This window comes from Photobacterium sp. HL06 (genome assembly GCF_059552575.1).
The window spans coordinates 211,713-233,498 of sequence record NZ_CM183914.1; the positions used below are offsets into that span (position 1 = coordinate 211,713).

General features: G+C 51.5%; 20 protein-coding genes. 6 read left to right on the forward strand and 14 right to left on the reverse strand.

What is annotated here, in order from left to right; all coding sequences use genetic code 11:
• The first annotated feature begins 318 nt into the window (after window positions 1–318).
• Window positions 319–666 (forward strand): 5-carboxymethyl-2-hydroxymuconate Delta-isomerase, encoded by a 348-nt coding sequence (locus AC51G0_RS00990; protein WP_496300320.1) that lies wholly within the window; start codon window positions 319–321, stop codon window positions 664–666.
• A gap of 16 nt (window positions 667–682) precedes the next feature.
• Here the strand turns inward: AC51G0_RS00990 and AC51G0_RS00995 are convergent, their stop codons facing one another.
• From AC51G0_RS00995 to AC51G0_RS01020, 6 genes are all read right to left on the reverse strand, one after another.
• A complete protein-coding gene (locus AC51G0_RS00995) occupies window positions 683–1,030 on the reverse strand; it encodes a DUF3135 domain-containing protein (protein WP_496300321.1) in 348 nt (115 codons plus the stop codon).
• 190 nt (window positions 1,031–1,220) lie between these two features.
• Window positions 1,221–1,964, reverse strand: a complete 744-nt coding sequence (locus tag AC51G0_RS01000; RefSeq protein ID WP_496300322.1) for a ferredoxin--NADP reductase — start codon at window positions 1,962–1,964, stop codon at window positions 1,221–1,223.
• A gap of 12 nt (window positions 1,965–1,976) precedes the next feature.
• On the reverse strand, window positions 1,977–2,594 hold the full coding sequence (locus tag AC51G0_RS01005; protein ID WP_496300323.1) for a helix-turn-helix transcriptional regulator: 618 nt from the start codon (window positions 2,592–2,594) through the stop codon (window positions 1,977–1,979).
• A 185-nt stretch (window positions 2,595–2,779) separates the two neighbouring features.
• Window positions 2,780–3,787 carry a class II fructose-bisphosphatase gene (gene glpX, locus AC51G0_RS01010; protein ID WP_496300324.1) on the reverse strand — a complete coding sequence of 336 codons (1,008 nt, stop codon included), beginning with the start codon at window positions 3,785–3,787 and terminating at the stop codon, window positions 2,780–2,782.
• A gap of 211 nt (window positions 3,788–3,998) precedes the next feature.
• A complete protein-coding gene (gene glpK, locus AC51G0_RS01015) occupies window positions 3,999–5,516 on the reverse strand; it encodes a glycerol kinase GlpK (RefSeq protein WP_496300325.1) in 1,518 nt (505 codons plus the stop codon).
• A 41-nt stretch (window positions 5,517–5,557) separates the two neighbouring features.
• On the reverse strand, window positions 5,558–6,409 hold the full coding sequence (locus AC51G0_RS01020; RefSeq protein ID WP_496300326.1) for an MIP/aquaporin family protein: 852 nt from the start codon (window positions 6,407–6,409) through the stop codon (window positions 5,558–5,560).
• 706 nt (window positions 6,410–7,115) lie between these two features.
• Here AC51G0_RS01020 and zapB point away from each other — a divergent pair.
• Entirely contained in the window at window positions 7,116–7,358 is a 243-nt protein-coding gene (gene zapB, locus AC51G0_RS01025; protein WP_496300327.1) for a cell division protein ZapB, read from the forward strand.
• Between the two features lie 85 nt (window positions 7,359–7,443).
• Here the strand turns inward: zapB and rraA are convergent, their stop codons facing one another.
• The 7 genes from rraA to priA form a co-directional block, all read right to left on the reverse strand.
• Window positions 7,444–7,929 carry a ribonuclease E activity regulator RraA gene (gene rraA, locus AC51G0_RS01030; RefSeq protein ID WP_496300328.1) on the reverse strand — a complete coding sequence of 162 codons (486 nt, stop codon included), beginning with the start codon at window positions 7,927–7,929 and terminating at the stop codon, window positions 7,444–7,446.
• A 160-nt stretch (window positions 7,930–8,089) separates the two neighbouring features.
• Complete coding sequence (locus AC51G0_RS01035; protein WP_496300329.1) at window positions 8,090–9,001, reverse strand: 1,4-dihydroxy-2-naphthoate polyprenyltransferase; 912 nt, start codon at window positions 8,999–9,001, stop codon at window positions 8,090–8,092.
• A gap of 152 nt (window positions 9,002–9,153) precedes the next feature.
• A complete protein-coding gene (gene hslU, locus AC51G0_RS01040) occupies window positions 9,154–10,485 on the reverse strand; it encodes an ATP-dependent protease ATPase subunit HslU (protein WP_496300330.1) in 1,332 nt (443 codons plus the stop codon).
• A 10-nt stretch (window positions 10,486–10,495) separates the two neighbouring features.
• A complete protein-coding gene (hslV, locus tag AC51G0_RS01045) occupies window positions 10,496–11,023 on the reverse strand; it encodes an ATP-dependent protease subunit HslV (protein WP_496300331.1) in 528 nt (175 codons plus the stop codon).
• Between the two features lie 165 nt (window positions 11,024–11,188).
• On the reverse strand, window positions 11,189–11,761 hold the full coding sequence (locus tag AC51G0_RS01050) for an SPOR domain-containing protein (protein WP_496301832.1): 573 nt from the start codon (window positions 11,759–11,761) through the stop codon (window positions 11,189–11,191).
• 164 nt (window positions 11,762–11,925) lie between these two features.
• Window positions 11,926–12,930 carry a DNA-binding transcriptional regulator CytR gene (cytR, locus tag AC51G0_RS01055; RefSeq protein ID WP_496300332.1) on the reverse strand — a complete coding sequence of 335 codons (1,005 nt, stop codon included), beginning with the start codon at window positions 12,928–12,930 and terminating at the stop codon, window positions 11,926–11,928.
• 174 nt (window positions 12,931–13,104) lie between these two features.
• The gene (priA, locus tag AC51G0_RS01060; protein WP_496300333.1) at window positions 13,105–15,306 is read right to left on the reverse strand and encodes a primosomal protein N'; all 2,202 of its coding nucleotides are present in this window, start codon (window positions 15,304–15,306) and stop codon (window positions 13,105–13,107) included.
• Window positions 15,307–15,549: 243 nt separating this feature from the next.
• On the opposite strand from priA, the gene rpmE reads away from it, so the two are divergent.
• Window positions 15,550–15,762 (forward strand): 50S ribosomal protein L31, encoded by a 213-nt coding sequence (gene rpmE / locus AC51G0_RS01065; protein WP_075762978.1) that lies wholly within the window; start codon window positions 15,550–15,552, stop codon window positions 15,760–15,762.
• Between the two features lie 312 nt (window positions 15,763–16,074).
• On the forward strand, window positions 16,075–17,325 hold the full coding sequence (locus AC51G0_RS01070) for a malic enzyme-like NAD(P)-binding protein (RefSeq protein ID WP_496300334.1): 1,251 nt from the start codon (window positions 16,075–16,077) through the stop codon (window positions 17,323–17,325).
• 86 nt (window positions 17,326–17,411) lie between these two features.
• Here AC51G0_RS01070 and metJ read toward each other — a convergent pair whose 3' ends face one another.
• Window positions 17,412–17,729, reverse strand: a complete 318-nt coding sequence (gene metJ / locus AC51G0_RS01075; protein WP_075762976.1) for a met regulon transcriptional regulator MetJ — start codon at window positions 17,727–17,729, stop codon at window positions 17,412–17,414.
• Window positions 17,730–17,914: 185 nt separating this feature from the next.
• Between metJ and AC51G0_RS01080 the strand changes: the two genes are divergently transcribed.
• Window positions 17,915–19,084, forward strand: a complete 1,170-nt coding sequence (locus tag AC51G0_RS01080; RefSeq protein ID WP_496300335.1) for an O-succinylhomoserine (thiol)-lyase — start codon at window positions 17,915–17,917, stop codon at window positions 19,082–19,084.
• A complete protein-coding gene (locus tag AC51G0_RS01085; protein ID WP_496300336.1) occupies window positions 19,081–21,498 on the forward strand; it encodes a bifunctional aspartate kinase/homoserine dehydrogenase II in 2,418 nt (805 codons plus the stop codon). Before AC51G0_RS01080 ends, AC51G0_RS01085 begins: the two co-directional genes overlap by 4 nt.
• Window positions 21,499–21,786: the final 288 nt, after the last annotated feature.

The window sequence follows — 21,786 nt, forward strand, 5'->3', positions numbered from 1 at the left end:
TTTCAGACAACTATGCTGTTTGGTATCCAGCCATTTTGTAAAAATATAACAGCTCGAGCTGATATTTTTACTGTCCAAAATCATTTCTGTGCTCGGTTGTACCTTTTTCATCAGCAAAAGTGAACTCTCGACTGAAAATATTTTTAAATATTTCATTTTTGCGGACGAATAAGACGAAAAAATACAGTGATCGATGGTTGAAATATAGCCTATTTGCTTGGCCTGTCAGCAAGGAATCAGGTAAGTTGGGCATGCTGTTACACAGATCTTCTGTATTTTTATCTATTAACAGCATGTCTGAATGTCATGGAGGAAATTGTGCCTAATCTTGTTATGGAATATGCCGACCCGGTTGCTGAACGTGTCAATGTACCGGGGTTGCTGGAAGATTTACATCAAACCTTATTATCATGCGGGTTGTTCGAGGCCGACTCGGTAAAATCCCGTAGTTATCCCTGCCATACCTGGCTGGTTGGCGCCGAAGGGGATCTGAATACTTTTATCCATATCGAGCTGAGCATGTTGTCTGGGCGGACTCCGGAGCAAAAGCGGGAACTGGCCAGAAGTTTAATTACAGTTCTGGAGAAGCATGCTAGTACGATCAATAGCCTGACTGTCGATATTCGCGATATGGATAGTGACAGCTTTATCAAGGTCAGTTGCTAACCCGGTATTTATCCTCTCACTCTTCCATCGCCTTGGGCGGTGTGTCTTGTTGCGGATCTGGCCGGGAGAAAGGCATGATTTTCGCCTGGTGCTCGGTTAGGGTCTCGGGGGCATTAAGCGCCTGAGCAAAGCGTTTTAGCTGCAATTGTAGCTCGGCCATCAATAAAATATTGGTATGGTTTGGGTTTTTCCCCTTAGCAATTAACTGATTGATGTGGCTCATCTGGGCGCGAAGCCGTGGTTGCATGTCGGCACCAGCATTGCTGATGATTTCTTCGCTCATTGACAGCCGCAGTGCTTCCAGCTCTTCTGGTGCCTTCTCAGCCATTAACTTAAGCTCATCAAAAGATGGTAAGGTTTGCATAACGGATCCCCTATATAGCCAGTGGCTACGTCCTTGATATTCGCTGTGGAGTATCAATGAGTTGGTATGAGTTATGCTTTTAAAGGTAGCCAGCTTGGCAGAGACAAGCTGACTCATTTATGAGATGTTGCACGAGATTGCACTGAGACAAAGTGAGTGCTGCTGTCTCGTTTGGCGGAGAGGGGAGTGCCTACCAGTAGTGCTCCATGGTGATTTGCCCCGCTTTGCGGCGCAGGTTTTTGCTAAAGCCCATCGACTCGAGCACGGCCTTCGTTTCTCTTACCATTTCCGGATTACCGCAGAGCATGATCTGGCTCTGCTCGGGGGTGAGCGGCAGGCCGATATGGCGTTCCAACATACCGTCGGCAATCGCGAGTGGAACCCGGCCGGTTAATGCGAGGGAGGCTGGTTCACGGCTAACAAAAGGCTGGACAATCAGCTGGTCAGGATAGTTGGCTTTGAGTTCGTTGATTTCAGCCTGATAGCTGAGATCAGCGGCGTAACGAACCGCATGGATCAGCACGACTTTACGGAATCGGCGCCAGACATCGGGCTCACGCAATATCGATAAATAAGGGCCAATAGCCGTCCCGGTCGCCAGCAGCCACAAATGCTCGCTGTCAGGCACCTCATTAAGGGTAAAGAAGCCATTGGCTCGCGCTGAAATGAACACGGTATCGCCGCTGTCCAGGGCATGGAGGCGCGGGGAGAGCAAACCGTCAGCGACCCGGGTGGCATAGATTTCAATATTGCTGTCGCTGGGCGGGTTCACAAAGGAGTAGGCTCGCTGGACCATTTTACCGTCAATTTCCAATCCTAGCTTGGTAAACTGCCCGGCTTTGAAGGGTTCAATGTTAGCGCGCAAGACAAGACTAAATAGGTCACTATTCCAGTGACGGTTGGTGATAACCTCTGCAGGGATCCAGTCAGCCATAATATTCTCCTATTATGATTTTTGTATTCGATAAGCGCAGCGCCTCTCTCCGGCAATAATGTGTTCATTTCTTTCTACGCGGTACTCGTTACCCAACAGACGTTGGAAAATTGAGAGCTCTGATTGGCATAATGAAGGACAGCGTTTGGCGGCATGGCAAATTGGGCAATGGTTCTCTACCATAATGAAGCCTTCACCGTCCTGGTGTAGCTGGGCCATGTAACCTTCCTGTTCCCTCAGTGTAGTCAGTATTTCCAGTTTTTCTTTTAAATCAGAGCAAGTTGCCAATGCATGCCGGTATTGTTCAAAGGTTTGATTCTCTCTGCGTTCAACCACTTGGTGAAGCCCGTCAGCACCAAATATCTCTTCTACAGAATCAAGCATTTGAATAATAAGATCACCATGTCGATCGGCAAAACGGCGGTGGCCCTTGCTGGTCAGGTTCCAGTGCCGGGTAGGACGGCCAACCTTGGCTTTGATGTCCTGGAAATCAACCAGGCCATCTTCTTCCAGTCCTTGCAGGTGCTGCCGGACTCCCATGGTTGTGAGCTTGAATTCCTCGGCTAGCACCTTGGCTGTCACGGGGCCGTCTCGCTTCATGCGATTGAGTATTTTATCTATGGTTTTCATATCAGCTGTTCTTTCCTTTATTGGTTTATTATGTAGCCAGCCAAGTAAATAAAGCAACAACTTTACAAAGTTAAGTATAAGCCATATAGGCAAGTTGGGGGGAGATAAGGCGTCGGATTGTTGAGACTGCGGCGAGAAAAAAGGCGTGCTTTACTGCACGCCTTTTACGTTGAAGCTGGGGAAAATTACAGGATATGCCCTTTGATAGCGTCATCCTTACGCGCCAGGTAGTGGGTCGACTTAATACGACGAATTGTGCGGCACTTACCTCGGATCAACAGGGTTTCTGTGGTCGCGATATCACCCTGGCGACTGATCCCATCGAGCAGATCCCCTTTGGTGATCCCGGTACCGGCAAAAATCACATTGTCGCTTTGGGCCATGTCTTCCATACGCAGTACTTTGTTTGTCTCGATACCCATCTCGCGGCAACGGTCGATTTCGACCTGGCCTAACTGGCGGTTTTCCTCACTGTCGCCTTTAACGTGATGGCGAGGCAGTAGGCGGCCGTGCATGTCGCCACCTAGGGCGCGGATGGCGGCTGCCGAGACAACCCCTTCAGGGGCACCGCCGATACAGTACATTACGTCAACTTCGCTATCTGGCATACAAGTCAGGATCGAGGCTGCGACGTCACCATCAGGGAAGGCAAAGACGCGTACGCCCATTGCCTGCATCTGTGCGATCACTTCGTCATGGCGAGGTTTCGCCAGCGTGGTGACGACTAGGGAATCAAGGGATTTGCCAAGCGCGGCGGCAATGTTTTCAAGGTTCTCAGGCAGGGACAGACTCAGGTCGATACAGCCTTTTGCTGCCGGGCCGACAACCAGTTTTTCCATATACATATCTGGCGCTTTCAGGAACGAGCCTTTTTCGCCAGCAGCCAGTACCGCCAGGGCATTATTCTGGCCCATCGCTGTCATACGGGTGCCTTCGATAGGATCGACCGCGATGTCGACGGCATCACCACCGGTTCCCACCTTCTCGCCGATATACAGCATAGGCGCTTCATCAATCTCGCCTTCACCGATAACAATTTCACCTTCAATCTCGGTCTGGTTCAGCAGGGTGCGCATTACTTCAACGGCTGCGCCATCGGCTGCGTTTTTATCGCCACGGCCAAGCCATTTGTAGCCAGCCAGGGCTGCACCTTCGGTGACACGAGAAAATGCCATTGCTAAATCGCGTTTCATGGTTACTCCAGAAAGAAAAGAAAAAAGGCTCAATAAATTCTGGCCGCGATTCTATCACAGCTTGTAGTGAAACGTTTGCGTTAATTTATTTTCGCAGAAATGGCGGAATTTAACCGGAGTTCAAGCCAATCATTGGCTAGGCCATTTGGCCGGGGTAAAAAGAAGGCCTGCATCAGCAGGCCTTCTTAAGGGGGAACAGAGAGGGTAAAGCTTAGATGTCGTCTTCTTCGACGGCCCAGCCTTTGGCACACTCAACAGCACGCTTCCAGCCCTTGTAGCGGCGTTCACGCTTCTGCTCATCTTCACTTGGGACGAAGTTACGATCCAGTACAGCCTTGTTCATCAGTTCATCGATGCTGCCCCAGAAACCAACCGCCAGGCCGGCCAGGTAGCCAGCACCCAGTGCTGTGACTTCCGTAACCACAGGGCGGTGTACTTCTGTTGCCAGAATGTCAGATTGGAACTGCATCAGGAAGTTATTGGCAACGGCGCCGCCATCAACACGCAATGAAGCTAGGTTGATGCCAGAATCTGCCTGCATCGCATCCAGTACGTCGCGAGTCTGGTAGGCCACACTTTCCAGGGTGGCACGGATGATATGATTGGAGTTAACACCACGGGTCAGGCCGACAATTGCTCCACGTGCATACGGGTCCCAATACGGTGCGCCAAGTCCGGTAAAGGCTGGTACCACATATACGCCGTTGGCACTACCTACCTTCTCAGCAAAGTATTCTGAATCTTTGGCATCATCGAGCAGTTTCACTTCATCACGCAGCCACTGAATGGATGCGCCGCCCATAAATACCGCACCTTCGAGGGCATAAGCCACATCGCCAGTTGGTCCACAGGCCAAGGTAGTTAGCAGGCCATTGTTCGAGGTAACTTTTTCCTTGCCGGTGTTCATCAGAAGGAAACAGCCGGTGCCGTAAGTGTTCTTCGCTTGACCAGGTTGGACACACATCTGGCCAAACAGTGCAGCTTGCTGATCGCCAGCAATACCAGCAATCGGAATACGCGTACCACCTTTACCGCCGATATTGGTTTGGCCGTAGACTTCTGATGATGCTTTTACTTCTGGCATCATAGAGAGTGGGATGTCCAGCGCCTTCAGCAGCTTCTCATCCCATTGCATGCTATTGATGTTAAACACCATGGTACGGGAGGCATTGGTGTAGTCAGTGACGTGTACACGTCCCTGGGTCATTTTCCAGATCAGCCAGGTATCAACAGTTCCGAACAGTAGGTTACCGGCTTCAGCTTCCTCGCGAGCGCCTTCAACGTTATCTAGGATCCATTTGATCTTGGTGCCAGAGAAGTACGGGTCAACAACCAGGCCGGTATTTTCACGAATGTATTCTTCTAAGTCTTGCTCTTTCAGGGTCTCGCAAATGCTTGCGGTACGGCGGCACTGCCAGACAATGGCGTTGTACACTGGCTTGCCGGTGTTCTTATCCCATACGATGGTGGTTTCGCGTTGGTTGGTGATACCTATACCCGCTACCTCATCAGAACGAATCCCCGCTTTAGCTAGAACCTCAACCAATGTAGAGCTTTGGGTTGCATAGATCTCTAGAGGATCATGCTCTACCCAACCTGCTTTAGGATAGATCTGAGTGAATTCGCGTTGTGACGTACAAACAATATTGGCGTCGTGATCAAGCACAACGGCACGGGAGCTGGTGGTACCCTGATCAAGTGCAACGATGTACTTTTTCTCTGTAGTCATGATGAAAATCCTTTAGTTCTAATTATAGGGTAGAGAGTCAATTAAGCTTTTGCTGTTTCACTGTCGCTAGCGTTTTCGCGCTCTTCTGCAACTGTTTCAGTGTTGCCCGGCAGGTAGGCACCGATGGCTTTCGGGTATAGCCAGCCACCGAAACAGGCACCGCAGATTGGCGCAAGGATTGGCACAATCATATAAGGAATGTCTTTACCGCCGGTCAGTGCCATGTCGCCCCAGCCAGCCATAAAGGCAAAGAATTTAGGACCGAAATCACGGGCAGGGTTCATGGCAAAGCCTGTTAGTGGACCTAGCGAGCCGCCGATTACTGCGATTAAGATACCGATAAGCAGTGGACCCATTGCGCCGCGAGGGGCACCGTTCTTATCATCAGTAAGGGCCAAAATGGCAAACATTAATACTGCTGTTATTACAAATTCAACTGCAAAGGCACCGCTGAAAGAGAGGGCTGCATGTGGGTAGGTCGAGAAGATGCCGGCAGTTGCCAGACTTGCTTCGCTGCCACGAACGATCTGGTTAGCGGCTTCAAATTCGGTGAACAGGTTGCTGTATAGTGTGTAAATTAGAGCGGCAGTACAGAATGCGCCTAGCATTTGAGCGGCAATATAAGGAGCAACTTTGCGCTTGTCAAAACCATGGAAGAGAGCCAGGGCAATGGTCACCGCAGGGTTAATGTGGGCACCGGAGACACCTGCCGTACAATAGATAGCAATTGCCACTCCCAAGCCCCACATGATGCTGATTTCCCACTGGCCGAATTCAGCACCGGTCAGTACCAGTGCGGCAACACAGCCAACACCGAAGAAAATCAACAGCCCTGTCCCTATAAACTCAGCGATACATTCGCCAAGCAGCGTATGTTGTTTCGGAGAAGTCATTTTTCAGTCCTTTTGTCTTATGTTGTAGGGGTATTATTGTTATATCTTTTATGTGTTCTTAATGTACTCGTTTTGTTCGTAATTAAAATGTTACAGAATAAAAACTGTGCGTTCGAGCATAGAATTAGTTCGAACTCGCGCGTTCGCGCAAGCGATTGCGTTTTTTTTGAACGAGATCGAGTTTTGAACTGTGCAGTGCAATCAAGTGATTATTGGTGTGTGAGTTTTTAATGTAAAGCTTTGATTTTGAGATAAAAAATCCGACCTTGAGAAGGTCGGATGTGCCAGAGGGGCAAATTCTTGGATAACTCCAAGAGAGATACGATCAAGATAAAAATTAGCATGGCAACCCTGCATTAAAATAGAGTTAGATCGCAATTCTAAGCATTCTATTGTGCTCAATGCATGTATCTCGGAGTATTTGCTTAGTTCCTCTGCATTGTGAGGAAAAAAACAGTCCCAGCAAGGCTGACAGGGATATGAAAATCGGAGTTGGCGAGGATACTGCGTGGCTTCTAGCAGGCGGTAAGCAAAATTACCATCAGATTTGTGCAAAATTCACTCATTTGTTGCAAAGCGGTGGATTTGTAGATGCTAGAAGGCGGCAGCCCCGTTAGAATAGGGGCAACAGTAATGTAAACATGCCTGTGGGATATTACCTTAACGGTTTAAGGTGAGAAGGATAGGCTGAGATCAGGTGAACAATATGTCATTAGAAATGTTGGAAAAGCTAGAAGCCAAAGTACAAATGGCTGTTGATACAATTTCCCTGTTGCAAATGGAAATTGAAGAACTAAAAGAACAAAACGATAGCCTGTCGACTGAAGCTCAGGAGCTACGTACAGGCCGTGAAGTGCTGGAACAAGATAATGAGAAGTTACGTAATGATCACCAGGCGTGGCAGGATCGTGTACGTAACCTGCTAGGTAAGATGGATCATGTAGAATAAAAAGCAGAGCCTTTTGGCTCTGTTTTTTATCTGGATGATATTGTGCCGGTTTTTACCGGGGCTACCCTGGGATCCGGCTCCAGGATCACTCGATATCGAGTGGTTCTGGTGAAAGGATGACCCCTGTGCTGTCGGCATAGATGTGGTCTTCCGGGAGGAAGGTGACACCGCCAAAATTAACGGCAACATCTACTTCACCGATACCTTGCTGATCGGCGCCTACCGGGGTTGAAGCCATCGCTTGAATGCCGATTTCCAGCTCGTCTAGCTCATCAACATGGCGTACGCAGCCGTAGACAATTAACCCTTCCCATTCATTGCTGGCAGCAAGTTGAGCGACATCGGCATCAACCAGTGCGCGCCGCAACGAGCCCCCGCCATCGATCAGTAGTACACGGCCCACACCGGACTGTTGCAGTACCTCACGGATCAGGCCGTTATCTTCAAAGCACTTAATGGTGGTTACCTGGCCGCCAAATGAGCTGCGGCCGCCATAAGAACTGAACATTGGCTCAACAACATCGACCTGGTCGAGGTAAATATCGCATAGTTCGGACGTATTATATTCCATAAGTTCGCTTCTTCTTGTGGCAATAGAAAAGGGTTGGTTCACAGCCTGCTGAGAGATGATCCGCCGTTGGCTGCCTTATAACCTGTTGAAAGTATAACCAGTCAGTAAGGCATTGCAATAATGGCCCTCACAAAGCGGGGCCAAATTAGCAAGGACCTTACTATGACGCAGCAAGTACCACGCCGGCAGCAAACAGCAGGTTGGTGAGCAGGGCACATTTTACCATTGTGGCCATCATGGGACGCAGGGCGGCACCATCAGCAGATTGGAATACCTGTTTGCCGTGCTTAAACAATAAAGGTGCACTCAGGGCAAACAGCCAGCCAAACGGGGAGTGCAGCTCTATTGCCGCAAAGAGTGCCAGGCAGAGTATGCTGCCAGCCAGCAGAAACAAGTGGTATTTGCGCCCCCAGTCAGGCCCCATACGCACGGCCAGGGTGAGCTTACCGCATGCTCGGTCATTATCAATGTCACGTAGATTGTTGATATTTAAAACACCAACGGCGAGCAGGCCGCAGGCTGTGGCGGGCAGCATAATGATAGAATCGATCTGCCCGGCTTGTAGGTAATAGGTACCGGCAACCCCGAGCCAGCCAAAGAACATCAGTACCGAAAGATCGCCCAAACCGCGGTAGCCATAGGGTTTGTTACCCACGGTATAGGCGATAGAGGCGGCAATTGCCATCAGGCCAAGCAGCATAAAGCCAAACATATCCTGAAGATTATTACAGGCGATAAAGATCAGGCTCAGCCCACTGAATATGGTCAGAATAATATTGAGGATCATAGCGTTGCGCATCGCCGCTGGCGTTACCAGGCCGGATTGAATGGCACGCTGCGGGCCAAGGCGGTGTTCGTTGTCCGTGCCTTTGACGGCATCACCATAGTCGTTGGCCAGATTTGACAGGATCTGGAGTAGGAGCGCGGTCAGCAGGGCCAGGCCTGCGACTAAAGCAGAAAAACTTCCTTGCCATCCTGCGACTGCACTACCACATACAATAGATGCGATGGCCAATGGCAAGGTTTTGGGTCTTGCAGCATCGAGCCAGATTGCGAGTGAAGATGAATTCATAGTGTGCTTATTTCGGGATCAGTCGAAGAGGTATTATGGCGTAAACACAGAGATGGGCAACTTTATCGCGATAATGTTTGTTCAAGAACAAAAAAACGGTACCCAAGGGCACCGTTTCGATAGTTGGTATAGGTTAAATTGATGACTGAGGCTTAAAGGATAAAGCGGCTCAAATCTTCATCTTCAACCAGCTCGCCGAGGCGTTCGTTGACATAAGCCTCATCAATGATCAGCTTATCGCCTGATTTCTCGGTGGCATCAAAAGAAAGCTCTTCCATCAGGCGTTCCATGACCGTGTGCAGGCGGCGGGCACCGATATTTTCGGTACGCTCGTTAACCTGCCAGGCTGCATCGGCCAGCTTGTTGATCCCGTCTTCGGTGAATTCGATATCGACAGATTCCGTTGCCATCAGCGCTTGGTACTGTTCAGTCAGCGATGCGTTCGGCTCGGTAAGAATACGCTTGAAGTCGCTGCTGGTTAGGGGTTCCAGCTCAACACGGATCGGTAGGCGGCCCTGCAATTCAGGGATCAGATCAGACGGTTTCGCTACCTGGAATGCACCTGATGCAACAAAGAGGATATGGTCAGTTTTTACCATCCCGTGCTTGGTTGATACTGTGCTGCCTTCTACCAATGGTAGCAAGTCACGCTGAACCCCTTCGCGAGACACATCAGGGCCGGATGATTCACCGCGTTTGCAGATTTTGTCGATTTCGTCGAGGAACACGATGCCGTTGTTTTCAACTGCAAAGATTGCCTGCTCTTTCAGCTCTTCCTGGTTAACCAGTTTCGCCGCTTCTTCCTCCGTTGCCGCCTTCATTGCGTCTTTGATTTTCATCTTGCGCTTTTTGGTGGTGTTGCCAGCAAGGTTTTGGAACATGCCCTGGAGCTGGTTGGTCATGTCTTCCATACCCGGAGGAGCCATGATCTCGACACCCATCTGCGGTGCTGCCACTTCGATTTCGATCTCTTTGTCGTCCAGCTTGCCTTCACGCAGTTTTTTGCGGAAAGACTGGCGAGCCGTTGAGCTGCTATCTGCTTCTTCGTTCTGGCCCCAGGCATCACGTGCCGGTGGTAGCAGAATATCTAAAATACGGTCTTCGGCCAGCTCTTCAGCGCGGAAACGGACTTTTTCCATTGCCTGCTGATGGGTCATTTTCACCGCGACATCTGTTAGATCACGGATGATGGTTTCTACTTCTTTACCGACGTAGCCCACTTCGGTGAATTTGGTCGCTTCAACCTTGATAAATGGCGCGTTTGCCAGTTTGGCCAGGCGACGGGCAATTTCAGTCTTGCCGACACCTGTTGGGCCAATCATCAGGATGTTTTTTGGGGTTACCTCAACACGCAGCTCTTCAGGAAGCTGCATGCGGCGCCAGCGGTTACGCAGGGCAATCGCCACAGCGCGCTTGGCGTTGTCTTGACCGATAATATGACGATCAAGCTCATGAACGATTTCGCGAGGAGTCATCTCAGACATTACGGCTTCCTTACTTGGTATCAAGCTCTTCGATTGTATGGTGGTGGTTGGTGAAGACGCAGATATCACCAGCAATGTTCAGTGACTTTTCCGCTATTTCACGGGCGCTAAGATCCGTGTTCTCAAGCAGGGCAGTCGCTGCGGCCTGAGCAAAGTTACCACCGGAGCCGATAGCAATCAGATCATGTTCTGGCTGCACCACATCACCGTTACCTGTGATGATCAACGAGCCGGTTTCATCGGCAACAGCCAATAGGGCCTCTAGCTTGCGTAGCATACGATCGGTACGCCAGTCTTTGGCCAGTTCCACCGCTGACTTGAGAAGGTGGCCTTGGTGCATTTCCAGCTTGCGCTCGAAACGCTCGAATAGGGTGAAGGCATCAGCCGTGCCGCCGGCAAAGCCTGCAAGAACTTTGTTGTTGTATAAACGGCGCACTTTGCGAGCGTTACCTTTCATAACGGTATTGCCCAGGGAAACCTGACCATCACCAGCGATAACGACTTTACCGTTTCGACGTACAGATACGATAGTTGTCACGGTTTTACCTCTTTGATTCTCTCCGGCCTGTGCCGGTATCGGTATTATTGTTTATCTGGGGATGAGGATTTATTTTTTCAAGGTATCACTCGCGGAAAAAGAAAAGGATGCGATTGCATCCTTTTCTTTTTCTGTGTCGTTAGCCGATGGCTCGGGACCGTAGGTTTATTCCCAGAACCAGATCGCACAAGGTTCGATACCGGCCCGGCGCAGCATGTTGCGGTCACTCTCGGCTTTGCGTTTTTGCGGATAAGGGCCAAGGATCACCCGATACCAGTTGCCTTTTTCACCCTGGCTGATCTTGATCTGGCTGGTCAGCCCCTGGAAAGCGATCATGGCCTTGCGTTGTTCGGCCTGGTCTTGGCTGCGGTAGGCACCACACTGCATCAGGTATGGGCGGCTAGGCTGCTGCTCTTGCTTGGTTTCAACCTGGACTTCCTTGTTTTCCAGCTCTTCAATATAACGCCACTTTTCTTCCGGCTTTGGCGGCAGGGATTTTTCCTGTGGCTTAACCTTAGGTTTTGGCTGTGGCTTGGGTACGGGTTTTGGTTGAACGGTTTCAGGCTCGGGAGCCGGGCTTGTTGACAGAAAAAACAGGCCATAACCGAGTGCACTGACAAGGCACAGCGCAATGAATGCCCATTTGATCGGGAAGCCACCGGTAGGTGGGGCTTTACGAGTGTTGCGAGCTGGCTTTTTGGGCGAGCGTCCGCGCTTTACATAATCTTTGGTGGCCACAGTAAGGATAAACACAACGGGAATAACAATTCTCGCTATGTTACAAAGTTGCGCTGGAGCTGACTAGTGTCGTGATCAGATCTGGAGGAAATGGTTGCACTAAATTAAGTGAATTTTGTGAGCTTATACCCAAATCATAAGCTCACTGAAAGGGGGCTTGTGGATTAATTTGCTGGTGGTGCGGCACTTTCGCGGATCACCAGCTTGGCATCGAGTAGGCGAGACCCTGACGAGATATCTTTGCCCTTGAGGATCTCAAGTAACATTAACATCGATTGGCGGCCAATTTCGTAGCGCGGCTGGGAAACCGTTGTTAGCGGTGGATCGCAGTATTCGGCAAACTGAATGTCATCGAAACCGACAATCGATATATCTTGTGGCACCCGGAAGCCTAAACGCTTGGCCTGCTGCATGGCACCGATAGCCATGACGTCGCTGTGGCTCAGCAAGGCGGTTGGCGGCTCAGGCAATGACAACAGCGCTGTTACGGCGCGGGCTCCGGCAGCAAAGGTAAAATCCCCTTTGACGGTATAGGCCGGGTTCAGCTCGACGCCGGCACGGCGAAGTGCCTGCTGGTAGCCTTGTGAGCGGAACTGGCATAGTGCTGCCGTATCCGGGCCGGAAATCTGAGCAATACGTTTGTGGCCCATCTGGGTCAGGTAGTTGACCGCTTCAAATGCTGCCGTGAGGTTGTCGATATGCACCGTTGGCAGTTCGAGTTCCGGGGCAAACTCACAGGCCATGACCATTGGCGGCAGGTTTTTTTGTTCCGGCTTGCTAACATCAAACGGCAGATCGGTACCGAGTAGCAACATACCGTCTGCCTGCTTGGTAAAGACCAGGTTGACGAATGAGTTCTCGCGGGTTTTTTGCTGCCCGCTGTCACCGAGCAGTACCAGGTAGCCATGCTCCATGGCGGCTTCCTCGATACCCCGGATGATCTCTGTAAAGTAAGGATCACAGATATCCGGCACGATAGTGACAATGGTTTTTGATTCGTTGCGACGAAGATTTCTAGCCAGTGAATTTGGGGAATAGCCAGCATCCATGACGGCTTGCTCAACCTTTTTCCGGGTTGAGGCCGACACTTTTTCCGGGTTCATCAAGGCACGGGAGACCGTGGCTGTTGAGACGCCGGCGAGCTGGGCAACATCCTTCATTGTCGCCATATTTGCAGTTCCTCTCTATATTATATTTCTCTCATAATTGCCGGAGGATCATAGCCAAACCGGGCAGATACCTATACCAGCGAGCCTATTATTGTAGGCGCTCTGCTGGGGATTAAACATGCTCAAAATAGCATAAATTACATTCAAGGTGTGACGTGTGTCGCATTGTTCATTTTAAGTTAAATCCTGTGGTTCGACATCCATCGACCACCTGACTTTTCGTGCCAGGGGGAGCAACTGGATGGCCGGTTTGGCGATCACTAGCATTCGCTGCAGGGTTTTGCGATCCGGAGCCTGGACCAGTAACTGCCAGCGATAGCGGCCAGCACGACGTGATAGCGGGGCGGGGTTGGGGCCCATGACCAGGGTATCCTGGTTATACAGCGGGCTGGATTCGAAAATGCCGCGAACTTGCTGTAAAAACTGCTCAACCTGGTCACTACTGTTTGCTTCTGCGCGGAACAGGGTCAAATAAGTGTAGGGCGGCAAAAAGGCCTGCTTGCGCTCGTTGAGGGCGCTGATGGCGAACTGATCATAACCTTTATGCAACAAAGCCTGGAGCAAGGCATGTTCAGGATGATGGGTCTGCAAGACAACCTCGCCGGGTTTGCTAGCCCTGCCTGCCCGCCCGGCTACCTGGACGAATAACTGGGCCAGGCGCTCGGATGCCCGGAAGTCATTACTGAACAGGGCACTGTCGACATCGATCAGGCTGACCAGGGTGACATCCGGGAAGTGGTGTCCCTTGGCCAGCATCTGGGTGCCGATTAGGATCTGGTATTCATTGTTTTTGATCGCTTCAAGGTAGTTTTCCAGGCTGCCTTTGCGGCGGGTACTGTCGCGGTCAATCCGCACGGTTTTGTACTCGGGGAACAGGGTCGCTAGCTGTTGTTCCAGTTGCTCGGTACCGACCCCGACGGCATTGAGCTGGGTCGAGCCGCAATTGCCGCATTGCGGCATCACCGGGCGCTGGGTAGCGCAGTGGTGACAGCGCAGTTCTCCTGATTGCTGGTGGAAGGTGTAGTAAGCATCACAGCGCTTGCATTCAGCCAGCCAGCCGCACTCGTGGCAGATGATGGCTGGTGAATAGCCGCGGCGGTTGAGAAACAGCATCACCTGGTTACCGGCTTCGAGGTGCTTGCGCATCCGGGCTATCAATGGCGCAGAGAGTCCGGCTTCAAGGTAGAGGCCTTTGACATCCAGTACCCCGTGTCGGGCCAGCTGGGCGTTGCCCGCCCGGCGGGTGAGCGTCAGGTGGTGGTATTTTCCGGTTCTGGCATTGTGCAGGCTTTCCAGTGCCGGTGTGGCCGAGCCTAGGATCACCGGGATATCTTCCCGGTTGGCCCGCATGACAGCCAGATCCCGGGCGTGGTAGCGCAGGCTGTCCTGCTGTTTGTAGGAGGCATCATGCTCTTCGTCGACAATGATGATACCGAGGTTGCGAAATGGCGTGAACAGCGCAGAACGGGTGCCAATAATGATCCCCGCCTGGTTATCGCGCCCAGCCAGCCAGGAAGACAACCGTTCGGTGTCATTGAGGCCCGAGTGGACTGTTTCCAGCGGTACATTGAAACGGCGGCGGAAGCGGTTGATGGTTTGCGGGGTCAGGCCGATCTCCGGCACCAGGATCAATGCCTGCTTACCGGCCGCCAGTACGGGCTCGAGCAGGTTAAGGTAGACTTCGGTTTTACCCGAGCCGGTCACCCCTTCGAGCAGGTAGCAGCCAAACGCCGGGTTGGCATTGATGGTAGCGACCGCCAATGCCTGCTCGTCATTGAGCTTTGGCTTTTCTTCGGTGATGGCAAAATCGCGTTGCCAGTCAACGGTACTTGGCTGTTCTTCAGTCGCTTCAATCCAGCCTTTGTCGCACAGGGTTTTCAAGGTTGCCGAACTGACTTCATCGGCCAGCAGGCTCTCGTGACTGGTCTTGCCATGACGCAAGGTGTTGAGTACCTGGGCTTGGCGCGGAGCACGGCTTAGCGAAGCCAGTGGCTGATCGCGGCCGGTTTCCGTGAGTTGCCACATTTTCAGGCTGGCAGGTGAGGCTGCACGGCCTTTGCGCAATAACGTCGGCATGGCATTGGCTAGGGTGTCGCCGAGCGGATACTGGTAATAACTACTGGCCCAGGTGAGCAGGCCAAACAATGGCGGCTGCCACAGAGGCTCGTTGTCGAGGACGGCATTGATGGCTTTAAGCTGATTGAGCGGGAAATCCGATTGATCGGTGATTGCCATAACGAGGCCGACCAACTGCTGGCGACCAAAGGGGACCCGTACCCGGCCACCGATAACGGGGGAGTGGTCAGGCTTGATCAGATAATCGAACTGTTTATCCAAGGGGACAGGAAGGGCCACTCGGGCAATGTTGGGCGTCATAACAAACCGCATAATCCGCATATACTAAGATAAGGAAGTGTACATTGCCCGGCAGCGGGCGGCAAAGCGGTGAAAAAAGGAGCGCATTGGTTGATCTGGACGACGCGATTGATTACTATACGTCGCCTAATTTATCGTATTGGCGTCAGCTTGCTGGCAGCCAGACGTTATACTGTTATTAACGCGTGTGGTGCCCGGCTTTGGATCGGGAGAGCGACACGGCCTTAGCTTTGAGGTTATCCCATGAAACAAGGTATTCACCCAGAATACACAGCAGTGAACGCTAAATGTTCTTGCGGCAACACTTTCGTATTTAACTCTACTATGGGTAAAGACATCAACCTTGATGTATGCGACAAGTGCCACCCTTTCTACACAGGTAAGCAGCGTCAGGTTAACACTGGCGGCCGTATCGACAAGTTCAACAAGCGTTTCGGTGCGCTTTCTAGCAAGTAATTGCCAGATGAATTCCGAAAAAGGGATGCGCAAGCATCCCTTTTTTTATCTGCAGGTAATGATTGATACGCTTTTCACCATTTAGCATTTTCTCCTTTATACTCTTTCCTTTCTGAACGCTTTGCGCATCAAGTAGCACGTTTCCTACCCATTTTTCTGTTGTTGGATCATAAATACGCTATACCTGAGTATTCAGGTGGGGATTTATTGGCTCGACCAGCGTTGCTGAGCTAGGATTTTGTATCGCTATAGAATATGATCTACCTCCCAATACCGTACTGAACATCATTTTCATTCAGGATCAAGACCACTATGTCTGAAGATTTTCGCCAACAAGCACTTCACTATCACGCATACCCTGTACCAGGTAAAACCGAAATTTCACTCACCAAACCGGCTAATACGGTTGAAGATCTTGCTTTGGCTTACAGCCCTGGTGTCGCAGAGCCTGTGCGAGAGATCGCGCAAAACGCTGAAAACGTTTATAAGTACACTGGTAAAGGCAACATGGTTGCCGTGATCACCAACGGTACTGCAATCCTGGGCCTAGGTAACCTTGGTCCTCTGGCTTCTAAGCCGGTTATGGAAGGTAAATCGCTACTATTCAAGCGTTTTGCCGGTTTGGACTCTATCGATATTGAAGTGAAGCACCGTTCCATTGATGAGTTTGTTGATACGGTGGCAAACATTGCTGATACGTTTGGTGGTATTAACCTGGAAGATATCAAGGCACCTGATTGTTTTGAAATTGAAAAGCGCCTGATTGAGCGTTGCGCGATCCCTGTTTTCCACGATGATCAGCATGGTACAGCCATCGTAACAGCTGCGGGAATGCTGAATGCCCTTGAGATCCAGGGTAAAGACATCAGCGAGTCGGTGATTGTCTGCCTAGGGGCTGGCGCTGCAGCTGTCGCTTGTATGGAGCTGCTGATCAAATGTGGCGCCCAGCGTGAGAAAATCTACATGCTGGACCGCAAAGGTGTGATCCATACCCGTCGTGATGACATCAATGAATATAAGCAGCTGTTTGCTAACAATACTGACAAGCGTACGCTGGAAGATGTGATCGAAGGAGCTGATATCTTTGTCGGTGTTTCAGGTCCTAACCTACTGACCCCGGAAGCGCTTGGACTAATGGCAGATAAGCCTGTGGTATTTGCCTGTTCGAACCCGGATCCTGAAATTAAGCCTGAGCTGGCCCACGCAGTACGTGATGATCTGATCATGGGTACAGGCCGTTCTGACTACCCGAACCAGGTTAACAATGTGATTTGTTTCCCGTTCATTTTCCGTGGTGCACTGGATGTTCGTGCTAGCGAAATTAATGATGACATGAAACTGGCGGCCGTTCACGCGATCCGTGAACTGGCAAAAGAGCCGGTGCCGACTGAAGTTGTGACTGCTGCGGGTGCCGACAAGTTGGAATTCGGTGCTGATTACATCATTCCGAAGCCAATGGATCCTCGCTTGCTTCCTCGTGTTGCCAAAGCGGTTGCCCAGGCGGCGGTTGATTCAGGTGTGGCACAGATTGAGATGCCTATCGGTTATATGGATGACAAATAAGCCATCGCATATTTGAGATACTGAAAAACCAGCCTCCGGGCTGGTTTTTTTATGTCTGAAAGTGGCAGGCTATAGAAAGGCGAGCTTTACTCGTTGATGTCTTCGTATTTAATGCCCATTTCTTCCATCAGCTCTTTGGCTTCTGCCGGCAGGTCATCCGGGCGATCTTTCCGGATGTCATCGTCAGTCGGCAGCGGCTGGCCGGTGTAGGCATGCAGGAATGCTTCACACAACAGTTCACTGTTGGTTGCGTGACGCAGGTTGTTAACCTGACGGCGGGTACGCTCGTCAGTCAGGATTTTGAGTACCTTTAATGGAATCGAAACGGTGATTTTCTTTACTTGTTCGTTTTTCTTACCGTGCTCCGCATATGGGCTAATGTATTCGCCATTCCACTCTGCCATTTTTTACCTTCTCAGCGATGTTGGATTCAATAAATATAATATGGGGGAATTTTAGCGGGATTTACTGCCATAAGCAAAGACATATAGACGTCTAGAAGTGTTGACGTCCCTGTTGATTGTGGTTAATGTTGGTGATTAAAAGTTATTCGAAAGCAGGGCTTGCCCCCCAGACAAGGAAAGTAATTATGAGTGACAAGAAGCTTGCCACCGTCGCCGTTCGTACCGGTATTGAATCAGATACTCAGCATAATGCTGTTGTTCCGCCTATTTATCTGACCTCGACCTATAGCTTCCCACAACTGGGTGAGCTTCCTCAATATGATTATTCACGTTCTGGCAACCCGACCCGAAATATGCTTGCTGATGCCTTGTCTGAGCTAGAAGGGGGAGCGGGCGGTGTCGTCACCAGTTGTGGTACGGCAGCCATTAACTTGTTGGCTTCCGCGCTGCTGGGGCCGGAAGATTTAGTGATTGCCCCGCATGATTGCTATGGCGGAACCTACCGCCTGTTCAACACTCGGGCAGGAAAAGGTGACTTCAGGGTCGAATTTATCGATCAGGCTGATCCGGCAACACTGGCAGCGGCCCTGGCGAAAAAGCCCAAGCTGGTGTGGGTTGAAACCCCGTCGAACCCTCTGCTCCGGGTCGTTGATGTGGCCGAATTGTGCGAAAAAGCCAAGCAAGTTGGTGCCTTGGTGGCGGTTGATAACACCTTCCTGTCGCCAATTTTGCAGCAACCGATAGCCCTGGGGGCTGATTTTGTTGTCCACTCGACCACCAAATACATCAACGGTCATTCTGATGTGGTGGGCGGGGTGCTGATTTCCCAAGATGCTGAGCAGGCCGAGAATATCGCCTGGTGGGCAAACTGTATTGGGGCGACTGGTGCACCGTTTGATGCCTACCTGACGTTGCGCGGGCTGCGTACGCTGGCTCCGCGAATGAAAATGCACGAGGAAAATAGCGCTCAGGTACTGGCCTATTTGCAGACCCAGCCATTGGTTGGCCAGATATACCACCCGAGCCAGCCCGAGCATCCCGGTCATGAGATAGCCATTAAACAGCAAAAAGGATTTGGCTCTATGCTCAGTTTTGAGCTGGCCGGCAGCTATCGCCAGCTAGAGGTGTTTGTCGCCGGATTGAGTTGTTTTTCACTGGCGGAATCCCTAGGGGGGACGGAAAGTCTGATAGCCCACCCGGCGAGTATGACCCATCGCGCGATGTCTGATGAAGCGCAGGCAGAAGCCGGGATCAAGCCGTCATTACTGCGCCTCTCGGTAGGCCTTGAAGACCCAAGCGATCTGATTGCCGATTTAGATCAGGCCTTCAATAAAGCCGCGGAGGTAACCGAATGAGCCAACCTGTTCAACGTCAGCTACATAAATTTGGTGGCAGCAGCCTGGCCGATCCTGATTGCTACCGCCGGGTGGCGGAAATATTGCAGGAACATTCCAACAGCGATGATCTGATTGTCGTTTCAGCGGCAGGCAAAACCACCAATAGCCTGATCTCCTGGGTCGAGCTGCTAGGCAAGGATGGCCGCCAGGCCCATGAAGCCCTGCAGGAACTGCGTTGTTTTCAGCAGGAGCTGATTAGCGAGCTCTTAACCGGTACAGAGGCTGATGAGCTGCAGACCCAGCTCCACCTTGAGCTCAGTGAATTGACTAAACTGGGCGAGCAAGGCCTGGATGAAGCCTCGATTGCCACTATTCTAGGGCATGGTGAACTATGGTCGGCACGCTTGTTGGCGACGTTGCTTGGGCAGCAGGCGATGCCAGCAACCTACCTCGATTCACGCGAGTTCCTCCGGGCTGAGCGAGCTGCCCAGCCAGAGGTTGACCGAGCCCTGTCTTGGCCGCTGCTAAAAGCGCAGCTGGCCCAGCACAGCCAGCATCGCATGGTGATCACTGGCTTTATGGCACGTAACCAGGTGGGTGAAACCGTGTTGCTGGGACGTAACGGTTCGGATTATTCCGCGACAGTCATTGGGGCGTTGGCAGAAGTGTCGAGGGTCACTATCTGGAGTGATGTTGCCGGGGTATACAGTGCCGATCCACGCAAAGTAGGGGATGCGTGCCTGTTGCCGCTGCTACGCCTGGACGAGGCTAGTGAGCTAGCCAGGCTGGCGGCACCAGTGCTTCATAGCCGGACCTTGCAGCCGGTCGCCCAGAGTGCGATTGACTTAACCTTGCGCTGCAGCCATCAGCCTGAATCGGGTTCGACGCGGGTTGAGCGGGTACTGGCTTCGGGCCGCGGTGCCAAGATCATTACCTCGCTTGATGATGTCTGCCTGATTGAATTGGATGTTGCACGATCCCATGATTTTGAGCCGATCCTGGGTGAACTGGAGCGGACCTTGCAGCGGGCCCAGCTACAGCCGCTGGCCCAGTGTGTCGAAACTGATAAGGGGCGTATCCAGCTGGCTTACACCGGTGAGGTGGTCAACGGTGTGCTGGCATTGCTGCAAGACAGCGGTATCACAGCAGAGCTTCGCCTTCGTGATGGTTTCGCTATCGTCGCTGCCGTTGGTGCAGGGGTTGTTAACAACCCGGTGCATTGCTATGGGTTTTATCATCAGCTTAAGAATCAGCCTGTTGAGTTTACGACCGAGTTAGAGTCGGGTTTGAGCCTGGTAGCAGTGCTGCGCAAGGTCGATACTGCTCCTTTGATTGAGCAGGTCCACCAGAGCCTGTTCCAGGCCCAGAAGCGTATCGGCCTAGTACTCTGTGGCAAAGGCAATATTGGTAGCCGTTGGCTGGAGCTGTTTGAGCGTGAAAAAGAGCAGCTGGAAAAACGCCACGGTATGAGTTTTACCTTAGTGGGAGTGGCAGACAGCAGCCGACACTGGATTGATTTTCAGGGGCTGGAGCCCACCCGGGCGCTGACGGCATTTGATGATGAGGCCGTCGACTCTGCTGAGGGGGAGCTGCTTAGTGTGTTATCTGCACACCCATATGACGATGTGGTGGTGCTGGACGTTACGGCCAGTGCCGAGCTGGCGGCAAAATACCCACAGATCGCGGAAAGTGGTTTGCATTTGATTTCGGCCAACAAGGTGGCAGGCTCTGCCTCGGGGCGGGATTATCATACGGTACAGGATGCTTTTGCCAAAAGTAGCCGTCATTGGCTGTATAACGCCACGGTCGGTGCCGGGTTGCCGGTAAACCACACCGTGCGTGACTTGCGCGAGAGTGGTGACGATATCATTGCCCTCTCGGGGATCTTCTCCGGTACGCTGTCGTGGTTATTCCAGCAGTTTGATGGCTCGCTGCCGTTTTCCCAACTTATAGAGCAAGCCTGGCAGCAGGGGCTGACAGAGCCGGATCCCCGCCAAGATCTGGATGGCAGCGATGTGATGCGCAAGCTGGTGATCCTAGCCCGAGAGTCCGGCCTGGACCTCGAGCCTGAGCAGGTCAAGGTTGAATCCCTGGTTCCTGAGGAGCTGGCGCCGCTGACACTGGATGGCTTTTTTGAGCAGGCTGACGTATTGGATGAACTGCTCAACGAGCGTTTGGCTAAAGCCCAGAAGGAAGGCAAGGTCCTACGCTATGTTGCCCGCCTCGATAAGAACGGCAAGGCGGCGGTCGGTGTTGAAGCCTTACTGCCGGAACATGCATTAGCGAACCTGTTGCCATGTGACAATATTTTTGCCATCGAAAGTCGCTGGTATCGTGATAACCCGCTAGTGATCCGGGGCCCTGGCGCGGGACGGGATGTCACGGCGGGCGCATTATTGTCTGATATTAACCGGCTGGCGGCGATGCTGTAGCGGGTGTAAATAAAGATGATGGTAATAGCTAGGCTAGATGATGTTGGTGCAAACCACTGTTACTAGAAAGTTATCCAGAGCTAATCACTAACCTAGCATGGAAAACCCGCATTTTGCGGGTTTTTGCTTATTTGGTCGATGTCGGTTAAGTTGAAGATCATGCAATATGAACTTGAGAAATATTCATGTTCACTTTGTTGACATTAAATTGGTTACAAGACATTCTGGAGACATATAGACGTCTAAACGGTTATTTAATGGCGTCACCATTTAGGGAGCAGGCCAGGG